This is a genomic window from Streptomyces sp. NPDC001700, assembly GCF_053596435.1.
The window spans coordinates 43,322-63,283 of the sequence record NZ_JBSFGE010000003.1 but is presented as its reverse complement, the minus strand read 5'-3'; the positions used below and the strand labels follow the sequence as shown (position 1 = coordinate 63,283).

Genomic DNA, 19,962 nt, shown 5'->3' with positions numbered 1-19,962 from the left:
AGCGGGTCATGCCGGGTCACGCGGCCTGACGGCAGTCCCGGCAGAGGGTGGCGGGGGCCGGGGCGCGGAAGGCTCGGTCGCAGCCGTCGCAGTTCCGGAGGGGTACGAACGCCGGTGGTCGGGGGCTGGATGAAGGCGCTGCTGGGAGCGGTGGGGGGAGCAGCGCGGTGAGGCGGTGCGCCAGGAACGCGGCCGGGTGGCGGAGGTCCGGCGGCAGGTTCGCGGTGAGGGTACGGCGTACGGCTGCGGGCGCGGCCCCGCGCGCCAGCCACGCCGCCACGGCCGGGGCGAGGCGGCACACCTCGCGCTGCGAGAGCAGCAACCGGTCGTCGTCACGGCGGAGCGTGGCGAGGAGGGCGTTCGCGGCGGGGTGCGGGGTGGGTTCGGGGGCGTCGGCGGGCGGCGGCGGTTCGGGACGCGGCTCGCGTACGGGCCGTACGGGCTGCGGTTCGCGTACGGGCCGTACGGGCTGCGGCTCGCGGGCGCGGCGGGCGCGCGTGGCCTCCGGGTGGTTGTACGCCAGCGTACGGGTGACCATCCGGCCCTCCGGGGTGCGCTCCCGGACGCGTTCCAGGTAGCCGTACGCCTCCAACTCCCGCAGCGCGGCGGCGATCCGGTCCCGCCCCTCCGGGAACCGCTCGGCCAGCGTACGGATGTCCACGGACGCGCCCTCCGGCAGCGACTGGATGTGCGCGCCGAGGCCGATCGCGGTGAGGGAGAGGTGGCGGTGCTGGGTGAGGTGATTGCCGACGACCGTATAGCGGTTCGGGTGTCGTTCCCTCACCTGGGTGACTCCGCCGGTGAATCGGCGAACGAGGGATAGGGCGCGCGAACGCGCGCTAGGGTTCTGCTCAGCCATCGGGAAGGTGCTTCTTCCTTCGGTGGTCAGGCCCTCGACTCGGGATGCCAGTCCCGGCCGGGGGCCGTCGCATGTCCGGGGTTGTTGTGGCCGAGCCTGCCGTGCCAATCCGCTCCCGCGCCAGCCGAGTTGGGCGAAATCACCCGTCCGGGTGACTAGTATGAGGTTTGGATGGGTTGGGAGGGTTCTTTCCCCGAGTTCATTGGTCTTTGACGGCCCGCCGCACCGATGCGCGGCCCACCGGAACCAGGGTTCCTGGCCTCCGGTGGGCGCGTCCCACGCCTGAGAAGAAGCGCGCCTCAGCGCTCGTGCCGGTTCCCCGGGTGACCGAGGCGACGTTCTTGGACGCGAGGACCGTGGCGTCCCGGGCCACCTTCGCGGCGGCGCGGGCGTACGGGGCGTCCATGTCGTCGGCCGAGGCACTGCCGGACAGCGCGGTTACCGACGTCACGGCACCGAGGACGAGCCGCCAACGTGCTACCGCAGCAATCCTGTTGAGGTTCCCCGTGGCGGCGGCTAGGTTCACTCGGGTGACTGCCGGGTCGGCCCCTGAGGGCCATTCACGAGTGAGGCGCCCGGCCTCGGCGTGAGGCCGGGGCGGGCCAGAGCCCCGCCCACCCATCTCCGCGTTTTCCGTTCGCACCGCGATCACCGCGATCACCGCGACCACCGCGACCACGACGACACCGGAGAGACCTCACATGAACGACATCCAGCTGAACCACACCGTGATATTCGCCTACGACCGCGCGCTGTCGGCCGAGTTCCTCGCCACCGTCCTCGGCCTGGAGGTGGGGGCCCCGTTCGGGCCGTTCCTCCCCGTCGACCTCGGCAACGGCGTCACGCTCGACTACTACGAGAAGCGCGACGAGCCGATCCAGTCGCAGCACTACGCCTTCCTCGTCCCCGAGGAGCGCTTCGACGGCATGATCGCCCACCTGGACGCGGCCGGGGTCACCTACTACGCGGACCCCAGCCACACCCAGCCCGACCAGGTCAACACCCTCTTCGGCGGCCGCGGCGCCTACTTCGGCGACCCGGACGGCCACAACATGGAGATCCTGACCCAGCCGTACGTCCGCCCGTAAGACCACGCGCTACGGCGCCAGGATGTCCAGTTCACGCATCGCGCCCACCGTGATCTCGCGGGTGTAGCGCTCGGCGCGCTCCGGGTCGCCCGCGCGGATGGCCTCGGCGACCCGGACGTGGAGGGTGACCGCCTCCGGGTCCGGGTCGGTGAACATCACGCGGTGCTCGGTGCGGCCCGCCAGGACCTCGGCGACGACATCGCCCAGCCGTGCGTACATCTCGTTGCCCGAGGCGCGCAGGATCGTCCGGTGGAAGGCCACGTCGTGGACGAGGTAGGCGGGGAGCTGCTGGCCGCGCGAGGTGCCGACCATGTTGAGGGCGTGCTCGGTCAGCTCCGCGCACTGGGCGGCGGTGGCGTGCTCGGCGGCCAGGGCGGCGGCGGCCGGTTCGATGGCCGAGCGCAGGGAGGTCAGGGAGCGCAGCTGGCGGGGGCGGTCGGGGCCCGCCAGCCGCCAGCGGATGACCTGCGAGTCGAAGACGTCCCACTCCTCCGGCGGGAGGACGGTCACCCCCACGCGGCGGCGGGAGCGGACCAGGTGCATCGCCTCCAGGACCCGCACTGCCTCGCGGACCACGGTCCGGGAGACGTCGAAGCGGCGCTCCAGCTCATCGGTGCGCAGCACGGTGCCCGGCGGGTAGTCGCCCGCGGTGATCGCGGGGCCGAGGGATGCCAGCAGCCGAGCGTGCAGTCCCCGCCCTGTCGTGGTGGGCCCCTGGTTCTCCATGGAGTCAGACTACGTGGCCGCCCCGCAGCGTTTAAGTATGACTTTTACATCACGAACTCTTGAATACGTCGTATCAGTGGGGTTGAGTGTGCTGCCAGCGGTGCCGAGGTCGAGAACGACAGTCGCGGCAGACAGCCGAGACAGACAGCAGCAGCGCCGGAGCAGACAGCGAGGTTTTCCACATGCATGCCCCCCTGGTCGTCGTCATGGGAGTGTCCGGCACGGGCAAGACCACGGTCGGCCCCCTGCTGGCCGACGCGCTCGGCGTGCCGTACGCCGAGGCCGACGACTTCCACCCGCCGGCCAACATCGCCAAGATGTCGGCCGGTACCCCGCTGGGCGACGAGGACCGCAGGCCGTGGCTGGACGCCATCGGCGCCTGGGCCCATGAGCACGTCGGCCACGGCGGTGTGGTCAGCTGCTCCGCGCTCAAGCGGAGCTACCGGGACCGGCTGCGCGCGGCCGAGCCCGGGGTCGTCTTCCTGCATCTGACCGGCGACCGCAAGCTGATCGCGGACCGGATGCGGGAGCGCAAGGACCACTTCTTCTCCGGGGCGATGCTCGACTCGCAGCTCGCCACCCTGGAGCCGCTCCAGCCGGACGAGAACGGCGTCGCCGTGGACATCGAGCCGGGCCCCGAGACCGTCACCGAGCACGCCGTCGCCGCACTGCGGCGGGCCCCACGCCAGTAAACGCACGTTAGGAACCCCTCCGTGACCAGACTCAGCGCCGAGATGCTGGCAGCGGACACCGTCGACCCGATCACGTCGGCCGGTCACGCACAGCTGGGCATAGCCGTCCTCGTCGGCATAGCCGTTCTCGTCCTGCTCATCACCAAGACCAAGCTGCACGCGTTTCTGTCGCTGACGATCGGCTCACTGGCGCTCGGCGCCATCGCGGGGGCCCCGCTCGACAAGGTCATCACCAGCTTCTCCGGCGGGCTCGGCGACACCGTCGCGGGCGTCGGCGTGCTGATCGCCCTCGGGGCGATCCTCGGCAAGCTGCTCGCCGACTCCGGCGGCGCCGACCAGATCGTGGACACGATCCTCGCCAAGGCGAGCACCCGGACGATGCCGTGGGCGATGGTGCTCATCGCGGGGATCATCGGCCTGCCGCTCTTCTTCGAGGTCGGCATGGTGCTGATGATCCCGGTGGTGCTGCTGGTCGCCAAGCGCGGCAACCTCTCCCTGATGCGGATCGGCATCCCGGCGCTCGCGGGCCTGTCCGTGATGCACGGCCTGGTGCCGCCGCACCCCGGCCCGCTCGCCGCGATCGACGCGGTCCACGCCGACCTGGGCGTCACCCTGATGCTCGGCGTCCTCATCGCGGTGCCGACCGCCGTCATCGCGGGCCCGGTCTTCTCGCGCGTCGCCGACCGCTGGGTCGACGTCACCCCGCCGGACCGGCTGATACCGACGCGCCCCTCGGAGGACCTGGAGCGGCGTCCCGGATTCGCCGCCACCGTGGTCACCGTGCTGCTCCCGGTCGTACTGATGCTCATCAAGGCGCTGGTCGACATCGCCGTGGACGACCCGGAGAACACCGTCCAGCGTGTCGCCGACGTCATCGGCAACCCCCTGGTCGCGCTGCTCGCGGCGGTGATCGTGGGCATGGTCACCCTCGGCCGCGCGGCGGGCTTCACCCGCGACCGCATCTCCACCACCGTGGAGACCTCGCTCGCCCCGATCGCCGGAATCCTGCTGATCGTCGCGGCGGGCGGCGGCTTCAAGCAGACGCTGATCGACATCGGCGTCGGCAACATGATCATGGACATCTCGAAGGACTGGAACGTCTCCGCGCTGCTGCTCGCCTGGCTGATCGCGGTCGCGATCCGGCTGGCGACCGGTTCGGCGACCGTGGCCACCATCTCCGCCGCCGGGCTGATGGGGCCGCTCACCGCCGACATGTCCACCACACACGTCGCCCTGCTGGTGCTGGCCATCGGCGCCGGGTCGCTCTTCTTCAGCCATGTCAACGACGCGGGATTCTGGCTGGTCAAGGAGTACTTCGGGATGAGCGTGGGGCAGACGGTGCGGACCTGGTCCGTGATGGAGACGATCATCTCGGTCGTCGCGCTGGCCTTCGTCCTGCTGCTGTCACTGGTCATATAAGGCCCGGGGTCATATGAGGCCCGGAAGGCCCGGAAGGATACGTACGCCATGACGACACATCCGCTCTTCGACATCGCGGGCCGCACCGCGCTGGTCACCGGCTCCAGCCGAGGCATCGGCCACGCGCTCGCCCGCGGGCTGGTGGAGGCAGGCTGCACGGTCGTCCTCAACGGCCGCGACCAGCAGGCCCTGGACAAGGCCGCGGCCGAACTCGGCGCGATCGGAGGCGGCGCGGCGGCGGGCGTGCACACCGCCGCCTTCGACGTCACCGACGGCCCGGCCGTCGCCGCCGGGATCGCCGACGTGGAGGAGCGGGTCGGCCCGCTCGACATCCTGGTCAACAACGCCGGGATGCAGAACCGCGCACCGCTGCTGGAGTTCACCGACGAGGCCTGGCGCCAGATCGTGGACACCAACCTGACCAGCGCGTTCCTGGTGGGCCGGGAGACCGCGCGGCGTATGACCGCCCGTGGCCACGGCAAGATCGTCAACATCTGCTCGCTGCAGAGCGAGGTCGTACGCCCCGGCATCGCCCCCTACTCGGCGACCAAGGGCGCGCTGAAGATGCTCACCAAGGGCATGTGCGCCGACTGGGGCCAGTACGGCATCCAGGTCAACGGGGTGGGCCCCGGCTACATCGAGACCGAGCTGACCCGGCCGCTCGTCGAGGACGAGCAGTTCAGCACCTGGGTCCGCGGCCGCACCCCGGCGGGCCGCTGGGGCCGCACCGAGGACCTGATCGGCGCGCTCCTCTATCTCGCCTCGCCCGCCGCCGACTTCGTCAGCGGGCAGGTGCTGTACGTAGACGGCGGCATGACGAGCGTCCTGTGAACCCCGTGAACCCCGTGAACGCCGTGAAACCACTTGAGGAGGCTGGGCGATGGTGCTGGGCTGTGTGATCCATGGGCAGGGAGACCTGCGGGTCGACGAACTCCCCGAACCGGAGGTGGCGCCCGGACAGGCGCTGGTGGCCATCCGGTACGGCGGAATCTGCGGATCCGATCTTCACTACCACGCCCACGGCGGCGTGGGCGACTTCCGGCTGAAGCAGCCCATGGTGCTGGGGCACGAGGTCGTCGGCACGGTCGTGTCGTACGGCGAGGGCGCGAGCGGGCCCGCCCCCGGCACCCCGGTGGCCGTGCACCCGGCGACCCCGTGCGGGGTGTGCCCCGAGTGCGCGGGCGGCCGCGCCAACATCTGCCGCGACACCCGCTACCTGGGCAGCGCGGCGCGCTTCCCCCACGTACAGGGCGGTTTCGCGTCCCGTATCGCGGTCCCGGCCGGACAGCTGCGGGTGCTGCCCGAGGGGCTGGAGCCGCGCCGCGCGGCGCTCGCCGAACCGCTGTCCGTCGCGCTGCACGCGGTGCGCCGCGCGGGCGATCTGACGGGCCGTAATGTCCTGGTCACCGGGTCCGGCCCGATCGGCTGCCTGGCCATCGCCGCCGCCCGGGCGGCGGGCGCGGCGAGCATCACCGCGACCGATGTGCTGCCCCGGGCCCTGGAGTTCGCGGCGGCGGCCGGTGCGACGGCGTGCGTACGGGCCGACGACCCGGACGACCCGAACTGGCCCTCTGTCGAGGTGGACGTCGCGATCGAGGCGTCCGGCGTGGCCGCCGGGCTCGACACCTGCCTCCACCGGGTGCGGCGCGGTGGCGTGATCGTGCAGCTGGGCATGCTGCCCCCGGGGCAGAGCCCGTTCGCCGGAAACCTCCTCGTGGCGCGCGAGATCGACCTGCGCGGCGCGTTCCGCTTCCACGAGGAGTTCGACGACGCCCTGCGACTGCTGGCGGCGGAGCCGTCGTTCGACGCGCTGATCAGCGGGGTCCGGCCGGTGCGGGAGGCGAAGGAGGCGTTCGCCCAGGCCGCCGACCGCCGCGAGTCCTGCAAGGTGCTGCTGGACTTCGAGGCCTGACCCTCTACGACCTACGACCTACGTCCGCCGCCCCGGTGCCGCACCGGGGCGGCGGACTGCTGTGCTCGGCCGCCTCCAGCAGTGAACTCGCCGCACCACGGCGCTGGAAGGACTGGAAGGATACGTCCAATGACTGAATGGGGGGTCGTGGATAAGCCCCGCCATATAGACCACGATGGGGGCTATGGACCATTCGTTCGATCGCTCGTCCCTGGGGGCTTTCCTGCACAACCGGCGTGCGGCGCTGCAACCGGAGGACGTCGGATTGCGGCGTGGACAACGCCGCCGCGCTCCGGGCCTGCGCCGCGAGGAGGTGGCGGAGCTGTGCGCCATGTCCGCCGACGACTTCGCCCGGCTGGAGCGCGGCGACGGGCCGCAACCGTCGGAGCAGCTGATCGCGGCCATCGCCCGAGGTCTGCGGCTGACCCCGGACGAACGCGACCACCTGTTCCTGCTCGCCGGTTACCGCACCGCCCGCCGTAACCTGCGGCTCCAGCATGTGAGTCCCGGGCTGATGCGGGTCATGGACGGCCTGGCCGACGTCACCGCGCAGGTCATGGGCCCGATGGGGGAGACACTGCTGCAGACGCCGTCCGCGGTGGCGCTGTTCGGCGACCAGACCCAGTACACCGGCCACGCCCGCAGCGCCACGTACCGCTGGTTCACCGACCCGGCCGCCCGGGAGCGCTACCACCCCGACGAACACGGCACCAACAGCCGGACCAACGTCGCACTGCTGCGCGCGGCCGTCACCCGCGACGGCCCCGACTCCCCGGCGGCGGATCTGGCGGACATCCTGCTGCGCACCAGCGACGAGTTCGCCCGGTTGTGGGGGCGCCACGAGGTGGGTCTGCGGTGGAGCGAGACCAAGCGCTTCGTCCACCCCGAGGTGGGGGAGCTGGAGCTGTACTGCCAAACCCTCCTGGAGCCGGACCAGGGCCAGTCGCTGCTCATCTTCACCGCGACCCCGGGCACCGAAAGCCACGAAAAGCTCGCCCTGCTCACCGTGTTGGGCACCGACCACTTCTGCACCGACACATGACGTATGACGAAGGGGCCTGCTCGCGCGGTTGGCGGGCAGGCCCCTGACGTGCTGACGTACTGCGTGCGTGACTACTTCTTGAAGCCGTAGTCCAGCAGCTTCTTCGCGTCCGTGGTGCGCGTGGGGACCGAGGAGGAGGCGAGGACGGTGCCGATGACCGTCTTGCCGCTCCGGGTGGCGGCGAAGACCAGGCAGTACTTGGCCTCCGGGCCGGAGCCGGTCTTCACGCCGATGGCGCCCGAGTAGGTGCCGAGCAGCGGGTTGGTGTTCTCCCACGTCATGTTGCGGTAGCCGCCACTCTTGGTGACGGTCTTCTGCGTGGTCTTCTTCGTCTTCACGACCGTGCGGAACGTGGAGTACTTCATCGCACTGCTCGCGAGCTTCGTCAGATCGCGCGGCGTGGAGTAGTTCTTGCCGTGCCCTATGCCGTCGAACGAGTCGAAGTTCGTGTTCTTCAGGCCCAGGCTCTTGGCGGTGGAGTTCATCTTGCCGATGAACGACTTCACCCGCGCGGCGCGGGTCGAGCCGGTGCCGAACTTGTCGGCCAGCGCGTACGCGGCGTCACAGCCGGACGGCAGCATCAGACCGTAGAGCAGCTGGCGGACGGTGACCTTGTCGCCGACGATCAGCCGGGCCGAGGAGGCCCAGTTGTTGTCGACGATGTAGTCGCTGTACGCCTTCTGGACCGTGACCTTGGCATTCAGGTCGAGGTTCTTCTGGGCCAGCACCACCCGAGCGGTCATGATCTTGGTGGTGGAGCCGGTGGAGAGACGGGTGTCGGCGGCCTTCTTGTAAAGGTCCTTGCCCGTCCCGTTGTTCATCACGTACCCGCCCTTGGCGGTGATCGTGGGTGCGGCGGGCGCAGCCTGGGCGGCCGGGGCGACGGCCACGGAGGACAGCACGGCCCCCGTGGCGAGAACGCTCAGCGCGGAGAGGCGACGCATGCGCTTGGTGGTGGTTTTCAAATGAATACTCCAAATGTCCCCGTGGGCGCGGCCAACCAGAGGGAAAGCCGTAAAGCCAGGGACGTATGAGAGCGGTCAATGGATGTGCGCCCCGCGATGTTATCCGTACCCGCTGTGCGGTTTCCCGTCGTATCGTCTTACGTGCCCAACCTGGACAGATATCCCGTCATCTCGGCCGTGGGGTCTCCTGTATATCCCAGGTATCCGTCCGGCCGGATGACGAAGACCCCCTGATCGCCGTACCCGGCGCGGATGTGTCCGTCCGGGTCGAGCAGATCGGGTGCCGGGCCGCCGACACGATACGTACGCACGGACGCGCGGCCGGGGGCGGGCGGTTCCGCGCCACCGAGTGCGAGCACCGTCACATGCGGGCCACGGAAGGCGTCGAAGAGGCGGAACGGGGTGCCGTCGGGGAGGGCGCAGGGGGCGTCGGGCGCGCGGTCGCCCGCCCGTAGCGTGGTCTCTTGCTGCCTTTGGTCGACCGCGAGTGCCGCGCCGCGATAGGTCAGCCCCAACTGGTGCACCTCCGCCGTGCGCCGGGGCTCGCCTCCCGCTTTCGCGGCGCGCTCCGCCTCGGCGCGGTGGATGCGGGTGCTGATGCCCAGCACCCCGGCGGCGACCGGCATCCGCTCCTCCTCGTAGCTGTCCAGCAGTACGGGATCGGCGCCGCCGCGCAGCACGGCGCCCAGCTTCCAGCCCAAGTTGTACGCGTCCTGGACGCTGGTGTTCAGGCCCTGGCCGCCTGCGGGGGAGTGGATGTGCGCCGCGTCACCGACCAGGAAGACCCGTCCGTCGCGGAGCCGCTCCGCCATCGCCGCCCGGGCCCGGAACGGCGACGCCCACCGCACCTCGCCCACCTCGGCCTCCGTGAGGTGCGTCCGTTCGGTGATCAGCCGCCGCACCGCCTCCGGGGCCGGGTCGGGGGTGGCGTCGGCGTCCTCGTACTGGGCGACCGCCTGGAAGACGTCCGTCCCGGCGAGCGGGCACAGGGCGAGGACGCCGCCCTTGGCGTGCTGCCAGACGTGCCAGTGGTCGCGGTCCATCCCGGTCAACGTCACATCCGCGACCAGCAGCGGGTGCGGGTCGACGGTCTCGCCCGCCATGCCGATGCCGAGCGCCTTGCGGACCGTACTGCGGCCGCCGTCGGCCGCCACGGCGTAGGCGGCCCGTACGGTGCCGGTCGAGCCGTCGGCGTACGCGAGCCGCGCGGTGACGCCGTCCGCGTCCTGCGTCAGGCCCGTGCACGCCGCGCCGAACTCGACCTCGCCGCCCAGCTCGCGCAGCCGCGCGTACAGGATCTCGGCGGTGCGCCACTGCGGGAGCATCCAGATGTCGTGGTACGGGGTGCCCGGCGCCGGGCCGGTACGGACGATCATCTCGAACGCCCCGAGCCGCCGTCCGTCCTCCCAGCCCATCATCGGCGGGTACGGGCCGCCCGCCGCGCGGACCGCGTCCATGACGCCGAGGTCGTCGAAGACCTCCTGCGTCCGGGGCTGGAGCCCCTTGCCGCGCGACCCCGGGAACAGCCGCTCGCCCCGCTCCACGATCCGCGCCGCGACGCCGCGCCGGGCGAGGTCGATGGCCAGGGTGAGCCCGGCCGGACCCGCGCCGATGATCAGCGCTTCCGCTTCCTTAACGTCGTTAAGTTCCATGGGGATGAGGGTGCGCTTAACATTGTTAAGTTGTCAAGGGGGGCGGGGGTGAGCTGGGAGGATGACCGCATGGCGACGACGCGACTGGACCGGGACCAGGTGGTGGACACCGCGCTGCGGCTGCTCAACGAGGTGGGCCTCGAAGGGCTCACGCTGCGCCGGATCGCCAAGGAGCTGAACGTCCAGGCGCCCGCCCTGTACTGGCACTTCAAGAACAAGCAGGCGCTGCTGGACGAGATGGCCACCACGATCTTCCTGCGGCTGGCCGAGGAACCGGCAGACCCGGACGAGGCCACGACCTGGCAGGGGCGTCTCCTCAGCTCCCAGCGCGCCCTGCGCCGCGCCCTGCTGCGCTACCGCGACGGGGCGAAGGTCTTCAGCGGCACCCGCTTCACCCGCACCGACCACGCCGTCTCGATGGAGGCCCACCTGCGCGTCTTCGTGGCGGCGGGCTTCACCCCGGGCGCCGCGGCCCGCGCCTCGTTCATCGCGTACGCCTTCACCCTCGGGTTCGTGATCGAGGAGCAGGCCGTCGAGCCGATGGCGGGCGAACGCCACCCCGGCTACGACGTCGAGGAGCGCGCCGACCTCATCGGCCCCGACTACCCGCTCGCGGGCGCCGTCGGCGCGGACCTCTTCCTCGACTACGACGCCCGCTTCGAGGAGGGGCTGCGCACGATCGTCGCGGGTATCGAATCCACGCTGGGCCCGGCGGCGTCGGCACAATGACCGCATGACGATCGACTCCGCGACCGCCCAAGCCTGGGCCGCCCTCGGCGGCCCACCCGACCTCGCCGAGCGGATCACCTACACCCCGGCGGGCGAGGTGCTCCCCGCCCGGCTGCCGGTACGGCAACTGGCCCGGGCCACGGTCGGGGTGTGCTCGCTGGCCGCCGCCGAACTGGCCGCGCGGCGCGGTGGCGGTGCGATCCCCGCCGTACGGGTGGACGAGGGCGCGGTCGCCACCGCGTTCATCAGCGAACGCCACCTGCGCATCGACGGCCGCCGCGCCACCACCTTCGCCCCGCTGTCCGGCTTCTGGCGCGCGGCGGACGGCTGGGTGCGCACCCATGCCAACTACCCCCACCACCGCGCCCGGTTGCTGGCCGCCCTGAACCTGCCGAAGTACGCCGATGCGGACACCCTCGCCGCTGAACTGGCACAGCGCCCGTCCCGGGAGATCCAGGAGACGGCGTACGCGGCGGGCGCCCTGGCCGTGGCCGCCGTACGTCCGGGCGAATTCCCGCTCCGCACACTTCCGTTGGTGGAGTCCCGAGAGGTACGAAACGGCGGTGGCGGCGCGTGGCGGCAGTCCCTGCCGACAGCCGATGGTGCCCGGCCGCCGCGCACGGCGGAGCCGCTTCCGGCAGCGGCGCACCCCTTCGGCTCACTCGTCTCCGCGCCTGCCGCAGGCGTCCGCGTCCTCGACCTGACCCGGGTGATCGCGGGTCCGGTCGCCACCCGCACCCTGGCTCTCCTGGGCGCGGACGTGCTGCGCGTCGACTCCCCGAACCTCCCCGAGGACCCCGACGCCCACGCCGACACCGGCTTCGGCAAGCGCTCGACGCGCCTCGACCTGGCCGACCCCCACGACCGCCGGACCTTCGACGAACTCCTCGCCCAGGCCGACGTCGTGGTCACCGCGTACCGCCCCGGCGCCCTCGACCGTTTCCTCACCCACCACCCCGGCCTGATCGTCGCCCAGCTCAACGCCTGGGGCTGGACCGGCCCGTGGGCCGACCGCCGTGGCTTCGACAGCCTGGTCCAGGCCGGAACCGGCATCGCCCTGACCGAGGCGACGGCCGATGGCCACCCGGGCGTACTCCCCGCCCAGGCCCTCGACCACGGCACCGGCTACCTCATCGCCGCCGGTGTCCTCCGCGCCCTCACGGACCGCGCCAACACCGGCACCGCCCGCCACCTGCGCTTCTCCCTGGCCGGTACGGCGTCGTGGCTGATGCACGGCATCACCCCGGCCCCACCCCAGGACGGCCCGTACGCCCCGGAGCCCTACCTGACCTCCCGCCCCTCCCCAACCGGCCACCTCACCTACGCCCTCCCCCCGATCGCCTACGAGGGCGCTCCCCGCGACTGGCCCCACCCACCAGGCCGCTGGGGCACCGACACCCCGACGTGGGCCTGATGACCTGGGAGGTAATCGCGGCACTGGTGCTCTCTCCGCGACAGTAGGGCGCAGCCTAGAAAAGGGAGTGAGCAGCCGTGTCGTCAGCCAGTGGTACGACCACCCGCGCCGTAGTGGAGGAGTTGCTGTGCCGGATCGGAGAGGGCGACCCCGAGCGCATCGCGGAGCTGTACGCCGAGCCGGGCGACTGGCGGCTGGCCTGGCCGGAGGCCGAGCACGGCCGTACGGCCACCCCGTGGATCCGCCACCGCTCCACCCGAGCCGACGCCGCCGCCCACTACCGCGAGCTGGCCGAACACCATGTGCCCGGGCAGGCGGCCACCGAGATCGAGCGCATCCTCGTCGACGGCGAACACGCGGTCGTCCTGGGCGAGATCCGCCAGACCGCCCGCCCCACCGCCCGCGCCTACCGCGCCCGGTTCGCCCTGCACCTCACGGTCGAGGACGGCCTGATCACGCGACACCACGTCTACGAGGACAGCCTCGCCGTAGCCCAGGCCTTCGACGCTGGGAGGCCCGACTAGACCCTCGCGCGCCTCACTAGGCTCAACCCCCATGACCAGTGACGACGCCGCGCGACGCAAACGCCCCTTCCTCGTCCTGCACGACTACGGCATGGGCGGCGTGTGGTGGCGGATTCGAGCGCGGTCGGAGCGGGAGATCCTCGAAACGTTCGCTTGGGTCGAGGTCGTCACCGACCCGGAGATCGTGGCCCGGTTCGCGGACCAGGAACTGGACGAAGCCGACATCGACGCTCCCCACATGCCCGCCGGACTGGACGACCTACGCGCCGAACGTGACGCACAGCGCGGACGCGAGGGTTTCGGCGCCCTCGCGGACCGGGACATCGTGCACCTGCGCCGCCGCTGGGACGAGGACGACGAGGAGCCCGTCGTCTACCTGATGGAAGTGGAGCCCGACGGCCGCCGGACTCGCCAGGTGGAGCTGGCCGAAGACGGCACCGCCGTCCGCAGCGGCCCCGACGACTGGGTGTTCAACACGCCGATCGTTGACCTCTACGACCCGGCCCTCGTGGGTGAAGAGATCACCCGCACCGAGTTCGAGGCCCACTGGGCGAGGGCCCGCCAGGCGGACGCTGAGCTATAAGCCCAGGCCCAAGGGAGGTTGCCACAGCATGAACCTTGATCTCGCAGAGGAACTGCACCGTCGAGTGGAGAAAGACCAGGCCGCACGGCATCGCGTTGCCCAGACGCTCGATTGGGCCGAGGTGGGCCGGGTCGACGCCGACAACACGGCCTGGCTTGAGCGGGTCATCGCAGAGCACGGGTGGCCGGGAACCGGATTGGTCGGGGAACAGGGCGCCACAGATGCCTGGCTCCTCGCCCAGCACGCGGACCGCGCTCCAGCTTTCCAGCGTCAGGCACTTGAGCTGGTCAAGACCGCCGTCGCGGCCGGGGAGGCATCCGCACGTCACCTCGCCTACCTCACCGACCGGGTTCTGGTCGCGGCCGGTGAGCCCCAGCTGTACGGAACGCAGTACATCCAGGACCCGGATGGCTCGAATCTGCGTCCCCAGCCGGTAGCCGATCCCGAGCGGCTCGACGAACGCCGCGCCGCCATGGGCTTGGAATCGGCCTCAGCGTACGACCGACGCATGCGCAGCTAACGCCCGCTATGCCAATCCGTGTTTCGACCACCATGCAGAGAACGGCACCGCATGGGCGAGGGCCGTATCCCGGTAGCCGATGAACTCTTGCGCCCGCTCATCGGGGAGCGTTTCGCGCCCGGTGACGGTTCCCGAGGCGTCGTAATGCATGGTGACCGGGGTCTGGGCGTCGAAGAGCCAGAAGTCCGCCACCCCTGCCAGCGGGTTGGGCTTGTCGGTGGTGTCGAGGATGAAGAATTCCTCACCGCCGGTCTGGTTCGTCCGATAACCCCAACCGAGTTCGAAACGGAGGTAGGGCGTAAGCGGCCGAGAAAGGATGTGCACCCGGTAGACGCGCTTCCCCTGGCCGGTGTGAGAGCGAAGCTCTGCCACCCATTCGGCGTTGTAATCCTCCGGCCGAGGGTCCCCGGCGAGGAACCTCCCGTACGCCCCCGTGTTGCCCGACCCGCCGTAATCGTCCAGCGTTTCCAGCCGAAACGCCTCGCGCTCGACGGTGTCGAACAGCTCGCCGAGACCCTTTATGCGTCCCCTCCTGGCCGGTACGTCGCGTGCGGTACTGCTCGCTCCCATACGGATTCGAAGGCTGCGGCGGCCATCCTTGCCGTGGCCGGGTCGGAGCGCACCTCCATCCCCGTGGCGGGGTCCCAGTTCCCGTCGCCGTCGAAGTGGTTGAAGATGACGATCTCCTCGTCGATCAGCCAGCAGTCCGCGCCAGGAAGCGCGAGATCGGCCGCGCGCCTTCGGGGCAACCAGCGGACCTCTTCTCCGGCGGCCACGTTGTGGCTTTCCGTTACGTCGTACTCGAACCTGATGTACTCGCTGACGGGCTCCGAGACGACCCGAGCGCGCCTCATCCGCACGCCGCGCGAAACGGTCGCCACGACGAGGTCGAACCAGCCCCGCCACCGCTCGGCGGGGTCGAAGCGGACGCCCGCGCGCCAGTCGGCGAAATCGGGGTCGTCGGGTGTGTAGATGTCCCGCATCTCCAGATGCACCGCCGAGCGCTGCGCCTTCCCTAACGCCTCACGGACTGCTGTGGCCATCGATGTTGAACTCCTCATGAGGAATGGAGCGTCGCCACACTGACTCGAAAGCGGTGGAGCAGAGCTTCACGACACCGAGGTCATCGCTGAGCGACGGCCCGGCGGACGCTCCATCCCCTGTGAAGTGGTTGAACTCAACCAGCCGATCGTCGAATACCCAGAAGCCATTGCCGGGCAGGGCCAGGTCCGATGCCTGCCTCCGGGGCAGCCAGCGCACCAGTTCACCGGCCTCGATGTTGTTGACCGTGCCCGCGTGTTCGAAGCGGATGTACTCGCTCACCGGCTCCGACACGATGCGCGCCCGCTGCATGATCACGCCTCGTCCGGCCGCTTCCGTAACGAGGTCCTTCCACGGCTGCCAGTACTCGGGGTTGTTCCATTCCCCGGTTTCCCGCCATTGGGTGAAGTCTCCAGTCTCGTAGTCGACTGCGTAAGCGTCGCGCATTTCCAGATGGACGGCTGACCGGTGGCAATCGGCCAGCAGCTCAGCGAACGCTGGCACCCTCTGCGACATCGACGCCTCCTTCCTGCGGTGCTCGCGCGCCCTATACGGCCTGAGGGCAAGGAATGTCTGGCCGCATGCGGTGGGGGCTGCATGCGATCAGGCATACGGACAGGAACCGTTGCCCGGTGAGGTACCAGCCGCCGACCACGTCCTCGCCCTGCGCGATCCGCTCGGCGGCCCGGCTGGCCCTGTCGGCGAGGCGGGCGCGTTCGTGTTCCGATGCGAACGAGGCTGCGGAGGCCCGCGCTTGTCCGCCGAACCATTCCGCTGCCTCCTGTGGGTCCTTCCACGTGTCCTGGATAAAGGAGGGCGGCTTGAGGAGCCAATGGGCCAGTTCGAGGGGGACGACTTTGCTGGATCTGAAGTCGGGGTGCAGGGGGCGTCGGGGGCCGTCCTTGTGTAAGTCGTGGGCGGATCCGAGCCAGGTGTAGCCGTGGTGGTGCATGTGCTCGCTCTCTCGGTGCAGAGCGGCCCCCACCTGAGGCGGGGGCCGCCCCGGAAACAACGACCCGGGCGACGAAGACGACACGCGGCCCACCTGAGGTGGGGGCCGCGTGCTGTCTCACCCGCTACTGACGGCCGCAGCCGTCGCCGTCACCGCAGCCGCCCTGCTGCCCGCCCTCGGTCGGCTCGTCGTCCTCGGGGTCCTGCCGGAGGACGACGGCCTTGTGTCCGCGTAAGCGCATCGGGATGATTCCTCTCGGTGCTGTCGGTCGCGGGGGCTCTCCTCGCGCCGTCGTGCACGTGCACCCGTTCCGCGCTGGGCTCGACCTGCCAGGGCTCCGGTCCAGCCGGGACGGGGGTCTTCAGGGGGAAACGCGGCGCCTACCGGGCCTGGGGTGGGGCCTTCGGTTCGCCGAGGGCGCGGTAGCAGACGCGGGGGCCGTCGAAGGCGGTCCGGGCGTGCAGCCACCGGGTGTTGTCCAGGAGATAGCCCTGTCCGGGCTGGAGACGTCGCACCTGCTGGTGGCGGGCGATCACCGCCCGCAGAAGGGGCAGGTACGGCTGGACCAGCGGCGAGAACCGCACCAGGGAATCCCAGCGCAGCCGTATCTCCGGACGCCGCCCGTCGGGACGGGTGCCGAAGACCGCGCCGAGATGGCCGTCCGCACCACCGAAGTACGCGCTGCGGGGTGCGGACAGGGCGGCCAGGGCATCGGGGTGGTACGCGGCAAGGTCGTCCCGGACCGCCCAGCCATCGGCGAGCAGGCACTCCCCGCCGCGCGTGGCGGGCCGATGGCAGACCAGCATCATCAGCCGTGGCGGCACGGGGGTGCCGGAGCGTTCGGTGTGCGGACGGACTTCGGCGCTGGTGAGTCCCGCGCACCCGGCCTGGTCGGCGTGGCGGCCGGTATTGCGGATGACGGTGAGGCCATCGAAGTCACCCTCGCTGTGCGGCGCGATACGCATGACTCGGTCAGCGAAGGCGAGTACGGCCTGACGGGTCAGGAGTCCGTCCAGGTCCAGCAGGCCTGTGGTGCTCAGCCAGTCCGCCGACGCCGTCTGATCGGCGCGCTGGAACGGCAGTGGGACGCGACTCATCCGAGACTCCTTCGCCCATGGCAACCGCGAGTGCCCATCACTGTCCGCACCGGAGGGGTGGCACGTAAAGTGACAAGCTGTCAACGTGTAGTGGCGCAGTTCGGGGGCCACGCGTAGCCGGATCGTTGCTACGTTCCGTGCACCTCCACTGCTCTCTCCACGAAGGCGAAGGGGACCATGAGGCACGAAACGCGCAGCTTCCCCGTATCCGTGAAAGGCGTCGCCATCACCGACGACGGCCGCGTACCACTGCGGCGCAACGAACGCGACGAGTGGGAACTACCGGGCGGTCGACTGCGCCTCGGCGAGACGCCCGAACAGTGCGTGGAGCGCAGGTTCGGCGAGGAATCCGGCTGGCGCGCCACATCTCTGGCCCTGTTGGACGTATGGGTATACGAGCCCGTCCCCGGCCGCCACGTACTGATCGTCACCTACGGCTGCCAACTCCTGCCCCCAGAGGCGGAGCCGGTGACGAGCCACGGGCATGAGGAGATCCGTCTGTTCACCGCCGACGAAGTACCAGGGCTGAGGATGCCCGACGGGTACAAGGCGTCGATCGCCACCTGGTACCAACAACACGCCGGAGCCCAGGCCCGTGGAGTGCGGTGAACCCGGGGTGGAAGGGCAGGGAGACCGCTTGCCCCGGCCGCGCGCCCTGTTGCCCCACGCCCAATGGCACTGGGCGACTCCGCAGGCCGAATCGGTTCTGGCCGGTGGTGATCTCGGCGCTCTTCTGCGGTTCCACCGCCAGATTCACGGTTTGTCTCAAACCGCGCTGGGAAACCTGCTCGGCTACGACAAGACGTACATCTCCATGGTCGAGAACGGGCGGCGCACCATCGATGACGTTCCCTCTCGCCGCCGCATCGCGGCCACGCTGCGCCTACCGGCCCATGTGCTCGGTGTGACGGACTACGCCGACGCCGACCATGTAGCGATGGTGCAGTTCGGCGATTCCACCTTGCGCCTGGCCGAGATCGTGTGCCGGGCCGGGCACGCCACCGAAGCCGTGGCCGAGCTGTGGCCGCTGGCCGCACGGCTGGAAGCCCGCGTCACAGACGGCCACACCGAGCGCGACGCTCTCACCCTGCTGGCCCGCGCACGCGTCGGCCTCGGCGTCGCGCTGGGCCATGTCCTTCCCGAGGAGCGGCTGCCCACCGCCGCCCGCTGGACCGGCCAGGGGTTGGCCGTAGCCCAGCACTTGGGCGATCCGGCAATGACTGCATACGCTCTGCGCACACACGGCAATGAACTCCGGAAGTCCGGTCTCGTCGGTGCTGCGGTGGACCGCCTTCGTCACGCGGTCGCCGTCGCGCCGGATGACGATGAGCGGGCTGCCGCCCTGGCACTGCTCGCCCGCGCGGCCGGTGAACTCGGCGACACCTCGCTCTTCGACGACGCGGTGCGCAGAATTCACCGCCTGATCGAACGCATCACGCCCACCTCGCTGGTCAATCCCTTCACGCTGCACGAGATCCGCTTGCGCGGCCTGCTGGCCACGGGGCGCGTTGCTGGTGCGGTACGGCTCCTCAACGAGCAGCCACCGCAGACCTACGTCATCACGCCGCCGTGGCGCGTGATCGAGCACATCACCGCAGGCAACGTGCTCCTGCGACGCGGCGACCACAGCGGCGCCGACGAGCGTCTTTCGGCTGCGGTCACCGACGCCACCGCGCACCGCCTCCCCCACCAACTGCAACGCGTCATCCGCGCCACCCGCCACGCCCTGCCCGCGATCCGTGAGCAAGCCGAGCAGGGCCTGCGACGGCTGCGGCAGGACATGGCGGCCTGAAGGCTGACATAGGCACCGCGCGTTTCCAGATGTACGGCTGACCGGCGGCAATCGGCTAGGCAGTTTCGTTTGGATCAGCCAGTCGTTGGTCCGGGTATGCCGCTGACTGACGCGCAGTGGGCGCGGATCGAACCGTTGCTCCCGGACTGGACGCCGAAGCGGGGTGGCCGCTGGCGCGATCACCGTGAGGTGATCGACGCGATCGCCTTCAAGTTCCAGACCGGCACGCAGTGGGTCCACCTGCCAGAGAAGTACGGCAACTGGCGGGGTGTCTACAACAGGCTGCGGATGTGGGCCATCGACGGCACCTGGGAGCGGGTGTTTACCGCGTTGACGGCCCAGGCCGACGCGGACGAAGACCTCAACTGGGCGGTCTCCGTGGACTCCACGATCGTGCGCGCTCACCAGCACGCGGCCGGGGCTCGCAAAAAGGGGCTCCGGCCGGCGAGCCGACTGACCACGCCATCGGCCGGTCCCGTGGCAGACTGACCACAAAGATCCACCTGGCTGCCGACGGCAACTGCCGTCCCCTGGCTTTCGTCCTCACCGCTGGACAGGCCGGGGACGCTCCGGCCTTCACCGAAGTGATAACGCGATTGCGCGTCCCCCGGCCCCGCGGACGTCCTCGGACCAGGCCGGAAGTCGTCCTGGCAGACAAGGCATACTCCTCACGCGCTATCCGCCAGCACCTGAACAAGCGCGGGATCCGGGCGGTGATCCCTGTCCCGGCGGACCAGCAAGGCCACCGGCTGCGGCGCGGCAGCCGAGGGGGCAGGCCACCCGCCTTCGACCACGAGGCATACAAGCAGCGCAACACCGTCGAACGGTGTATCAACCGCTTGAAGCAGTGGCGCGGTCTCGCCACCCGCTATGAGAAGACCGCGACCATATACCTGGCCGGACTCCACATCGCAGGCATCTTCCTCTGGTCCGCAAGGTGATCCAAATGAAACTT

The 19,962-nt window shown here is 70.4% G+C and carries 24 protein-coding genes; 14 read left to right on the top strand and 10 right to left on the bottom strand.

Features of this window, described 5'->3' with window-relative positions:
- Window positions 1-16: 16 nt before the first annotated feature.
- Together ACWC5C_RS05990 and ACWC5C_RS05985 are read right to left on the bottom strand one after the other, a co-directional pair.
- Window positions 17-859, bottom strand: coding sequence for a helix-turn-helix domain-containing protein (locus tag ACWC5C_RS05990; protein WP_450874139.1), 843 nt, complete (start codon window positions 857-859; stop codon window positions 17-19).
- 199 nt (window positions 860-1,058) lie between these two features.
- Complete coding sequence (locus ACWC5C_RS05985) at window positions 1,059-1,310, bottom strand: hypothetical protein (protein WP_450874137.1); 252 nt, start codon at window positions 1,308-1,310, stop codon at window positions 1,059-1,061.
- Between the two features lie 250 nt (window positions 1,311-1,560).
- Between ACWC5C_RS05985 and ACWC5C_RS05980 the strand changes: the two genes are divergently transcribed.
- Window positions 1,561-1,947: a VOC family protein gene (locus ACWC5C_RS05980; RefSeq protein WP_450874135.1), complete on the top strand. Its 387-nt coding sequence runs from the start codon at window positions 1,561-1,563 to the stop codon at window positions 1,945-1,947.
- Between the two features lie 9 nt (window positions 1,948-1,956).
- On the opposite strand, the gene ACWC5C_RS05975 is transcribed toward ACWC5C_RS05980, so the two are convergent.
- Window positions 1,957-2,673 (bottom strand): FadR/GntR family transcriptional regulator, encoded by a 717-nt coding sequence (locus ACWC5C_RS05975; RefSeq protein ID WP_450874133.1) that lies wholly within the window; start codon window positions 2,671-2,673, stop codon window positions 1,957-1,959.
- A gap of 182 nt (window positions 2,674-2,855) precedes the next feature.
- On the opposite strand from ACWC5C_RS05975, the gene ACWC5C_RS05970 reads away from it, so the two are divergent.
- From ACWC5C_RS05970 to ACWC5C_RS05950, 5 genes are all read left to right on the top strand, one after another.
- Window positions 2,856-3,365, top strand: a complete 510-nt coding sequence (locus ACWC5C_RS05970) for a gluconokinase (protein WP_450874131.1) — start codon at window positions 2,856-2,858, stop codon at window positions 3,363-3,365.
- A gap of 21 nt (window positions 3,366-3,386) precedes the next feature.
- Complete coding sequence (locus ACWC5C_RS05965) at window positions 3,387-4,784, top strand: GntT/GntP/DsdX family permease (protein ID WP_450874129.1); 1,398 nt, start codon at window positions 3,387-3,389, stop codon at window positions 4,782-4,784.
- Between the two features lie 48 nt (window positions 4,785-4,832).
- Window positions 4,833-5,615, top strand: coding sequence for an SDR family oxidoreductase (locus ACWC5C_RS05960; protein ID WP_450874127.1), 783 nt, complete (start codon window positions 4,833-4,835; stop codon window positions 5,613-5,615).
- Window positions 5,616-5,664: 49 nt separating this feature from the next.
- Window positions 5,665-6,696: an L-idonate 5-dehydrogenase gene (locus ACWC5C_RS05955; protein WP_450874125.1), complete on the top strand. Its 1,032-nt coding sequence runs from the start codon at window positions 5,665-5,667 to the stop codon at window positions 6,694-6,696.
- 184 nt (window positions 6,697-6,880) lie between these two features.
- Entirely contained in the window at window positions 6,881-7,738 is an 858-nt protein-coding gene (locus tag ACWC5C_RS05950; RefSeq protein ID WP_450874123.1) for a helix-turn-helix transcriptional regulator, read from the top strand.
- A gap of 71 nt (window positions 7,739-7,809) precedes the next feature.
- Here ACWC5C_RS05950 and ACWC5C_RS05945 read toward each other — a convergent pair whose 3' ends face one another.
- Both ACWC5C_RS05945 and ACWC5C_RS05940 read right to left on the bottom strand, forming a co-directional pair.
- Window positions 7,810-8,682: a D-alanyl-D-alanine carboxypeptidase family protein gene (locus tag ACWC5C_RS05945; RefSeq protein WP_450874121.1), complete on the bottom strand. Its 873-nt coding sequence runs from the start codon at window positions 8,680-8,682 to the stop codon at window positions 7,810-7,812.
- Between the two features lie 158 nt (window positions 8,683-8,840).
- Window positions 8,841-10,355, bottom strand: coding sequence for an FAD-dependent oxidoreductase (locus ACWC5C_RS05940; protein ID WP_450874119.1), 1,515 nt, complete (start codon window positions 10,353-10,355; stop codon window positions 8,841-8,843).
- Window positions 10,356-10,424: 69 nt separating this feature from the next.
- Between ACWC5C_RS05940 and ACWC5C_RS05935 the strand changes: the two genes are divergently transcribed.
- The 5 genes from ACWC5C_RS05935 (at window position 10,425) to ACWC5C_RS05915 (ending at window position 14,125) form a co-directional block, all read left to right on the top strand.
- Complete coding sequence (locus ACWC5C_RS05935) at window positions 10,425-11,084, top strand: TetR/AcrR family transcriptional regulator C-terminal domain-containing protein (RefSeq protein ID WP_450874117.1); 660 nt, start codon at window positions 10,425-10,427, stop codon at window positions 11,082-11,084.
- Between the two features lie 4 nt (window positions 11,085-11,088).
- Window positions 11,089-12,498: a CoA transferase gene (locus ACWC5C_RS05930; protein WP_450874115.1), complete on the top strand. Its 1,410-nt coding sequence runs from the start codon at window positions 11,089-11,091 to the stop codon at window positions 12,496-12,498.
- Between the two features lie 77 nt (window positions 12,499-12,575).
- Window positions 12,576-13,022 carry a nuclear transport factor 2 family protein gene (locus ACWC5C_RS05925; RefSeq protein WP_450874113.1) on the top strand — a complete coding sequence of 149 codons (447 nt, stop codon included), beginning with the start codon at window positions 12,576-12,578 and terminating at the stop codon, window positions 13,020-13,022.
- A 31-nt stretch (window positions 13,023-13,053) separates the two neighbouring features.
- Window positions 13,054-13,605, top strand: a complete 552-nt coding sequence (locus ACWC5C_RS05920; RefSeq protein ID WP_450874111.1) for a hypothetical protein — start codon at window positions 13,054-13,056, stop codon at window positions 13,603-13,605.
- A gap of 28 nt (window positions 13,606-13,633) precedes the next feature.
- Window positions 13,634-14,125: a DUF6624 domain-containing protein gene (locus ACWC5C_RS05915; protein ID WP_450874109.1), complete on the top strand. Its 492-nt coding sequence runs from the start codon at window positions 13,634-13,636 to the stop codon at window positions 14,123-14,125.
- A gap of 6 nt (window positions 14,126-14,131) precedes the next feature.
- Here ACWC5C_RS05915 and ACWC5C_RS05910 read toward each other — a convergent pair whose 3' ends face one another.
- From ACWC5C_RS05910 to ACWC5C_RS05890, 5 genes are all read right to left on the bottom strand, one after another.
- Window positions 14,132-14,695, bottom strand: a complete 564-nt coding sequence (locus ACWC5C_RS05910) for a DUF6879 family protein (RefSeq protein WP_450874107.1) — start codon at window positions 14,693-14,695, stop codon at window positions 14,132-14,134.
- Window positions 14,644-15,168, bottom strand: a complete 525-nt coding sequence (locus ACWC5C_RS05905; protein WP_450874105.1) for a DUF6879 family protein — start codon at window positions 15,166-15,168, stop codon at window positions 14,644-14,646. The genes ACWC5C_RS05910 and ACWC5C_RS05905 overlap by 52 nt, the downstream gene beginning before the upstream one ends.
- Window positions 15,149-15,682 carry a DUF6879 family protein gene (locus tag ACWC5C_RS05900; protein ID WP_450874103.1) on the bottom strand — a complete coding sequence of 178 codons (534 nt, stop codon included), beginning with the start codon at window positions 15,680-15,682 and terminating at the stop codon, window positions 15,149-15,151. Before ACWC5C_RS05900 ends, ACWC5C_RS05905 begins: the two co-directional genes overlap by 20 nt.
- A 31-nt stretch (window positions 15,683-15,713) precedes the next feature.
- A complete protein-coding gene (locus tag ACWC5C_RS05895) occupies window positions 15,714-16,118 on the bottom strand; it encodes a hypothetical protein (RefSeq protein WP_450874101.1) in 405 nt (134 codons plus the stop codon).
- Between the two features lie 380 nt (window positions 16,119-16,498).
- On the bottom strand, window positions 16,499-17,215 hold the full coding sequence (locus ACWC5C_RS05890) for a TauD/TfdA family dioxygenase (protein ID WP_450874099.1): 717 nt from the start codon (window positions 17,213-17,215) through the stop codon (window positions 16,499-16,501).
- Between the two features lie 177 nt (window positions 17,216-17,392).
- Between ACWC5C_RS05890 and ACWC5C_RS05885 the strand changes: the two genes are divergently transcribed.
- The 3 genes from ACWC5C_RS05885 (at window position 17,393) to ACWC5C_RS05875 (ending at window position 19,948) form a co-directional block, all read left to right on the top strand.
- Window positions 17,393-17,824: an NUDIX hydrolase gene (locus tag ACWC5C_RS05885; RefSeq protein ID WP_450874097.1), complete on the top strand. Its 432-nt coding sequence runs from the start codon at window positions 17,393-17,395 to the stop codon at window positions 17,822-17,824.
- A gap of 28 nt (window positions 17,825-17,852) precedes the next feature.
- Window positions 17,853-19,007, top strand: a complete 1,155-nt coding sequence (locus tag ACWC5C_RS05880) for a helix-turn-helix domain-containing protein (protein ID WP_450874095.1) — start codon at window positions 17,853-17,855, stop codon at window positions 19,005-19,007.
- Window positions 19,008-19,103: 96 nt separating this feature from the next.
- Window positions 19,104-19,948, top strand: a protein-coding gene (locus ACWC5C_RS05875; protein ID WP_450874093.1) for an IS5 family transposase whose coding sequence is annotated in 2 segments (ribosomal slippage) — window positions 19,104-19,446 and window positions 19,446-19,948 — 846 coding nt in all. Because the reading frame shifts where the segments join, the coding sequence is not laid out codon by codon here.
- Window positions 19,949-19,962: the final 14 nt, after the last annotated feature.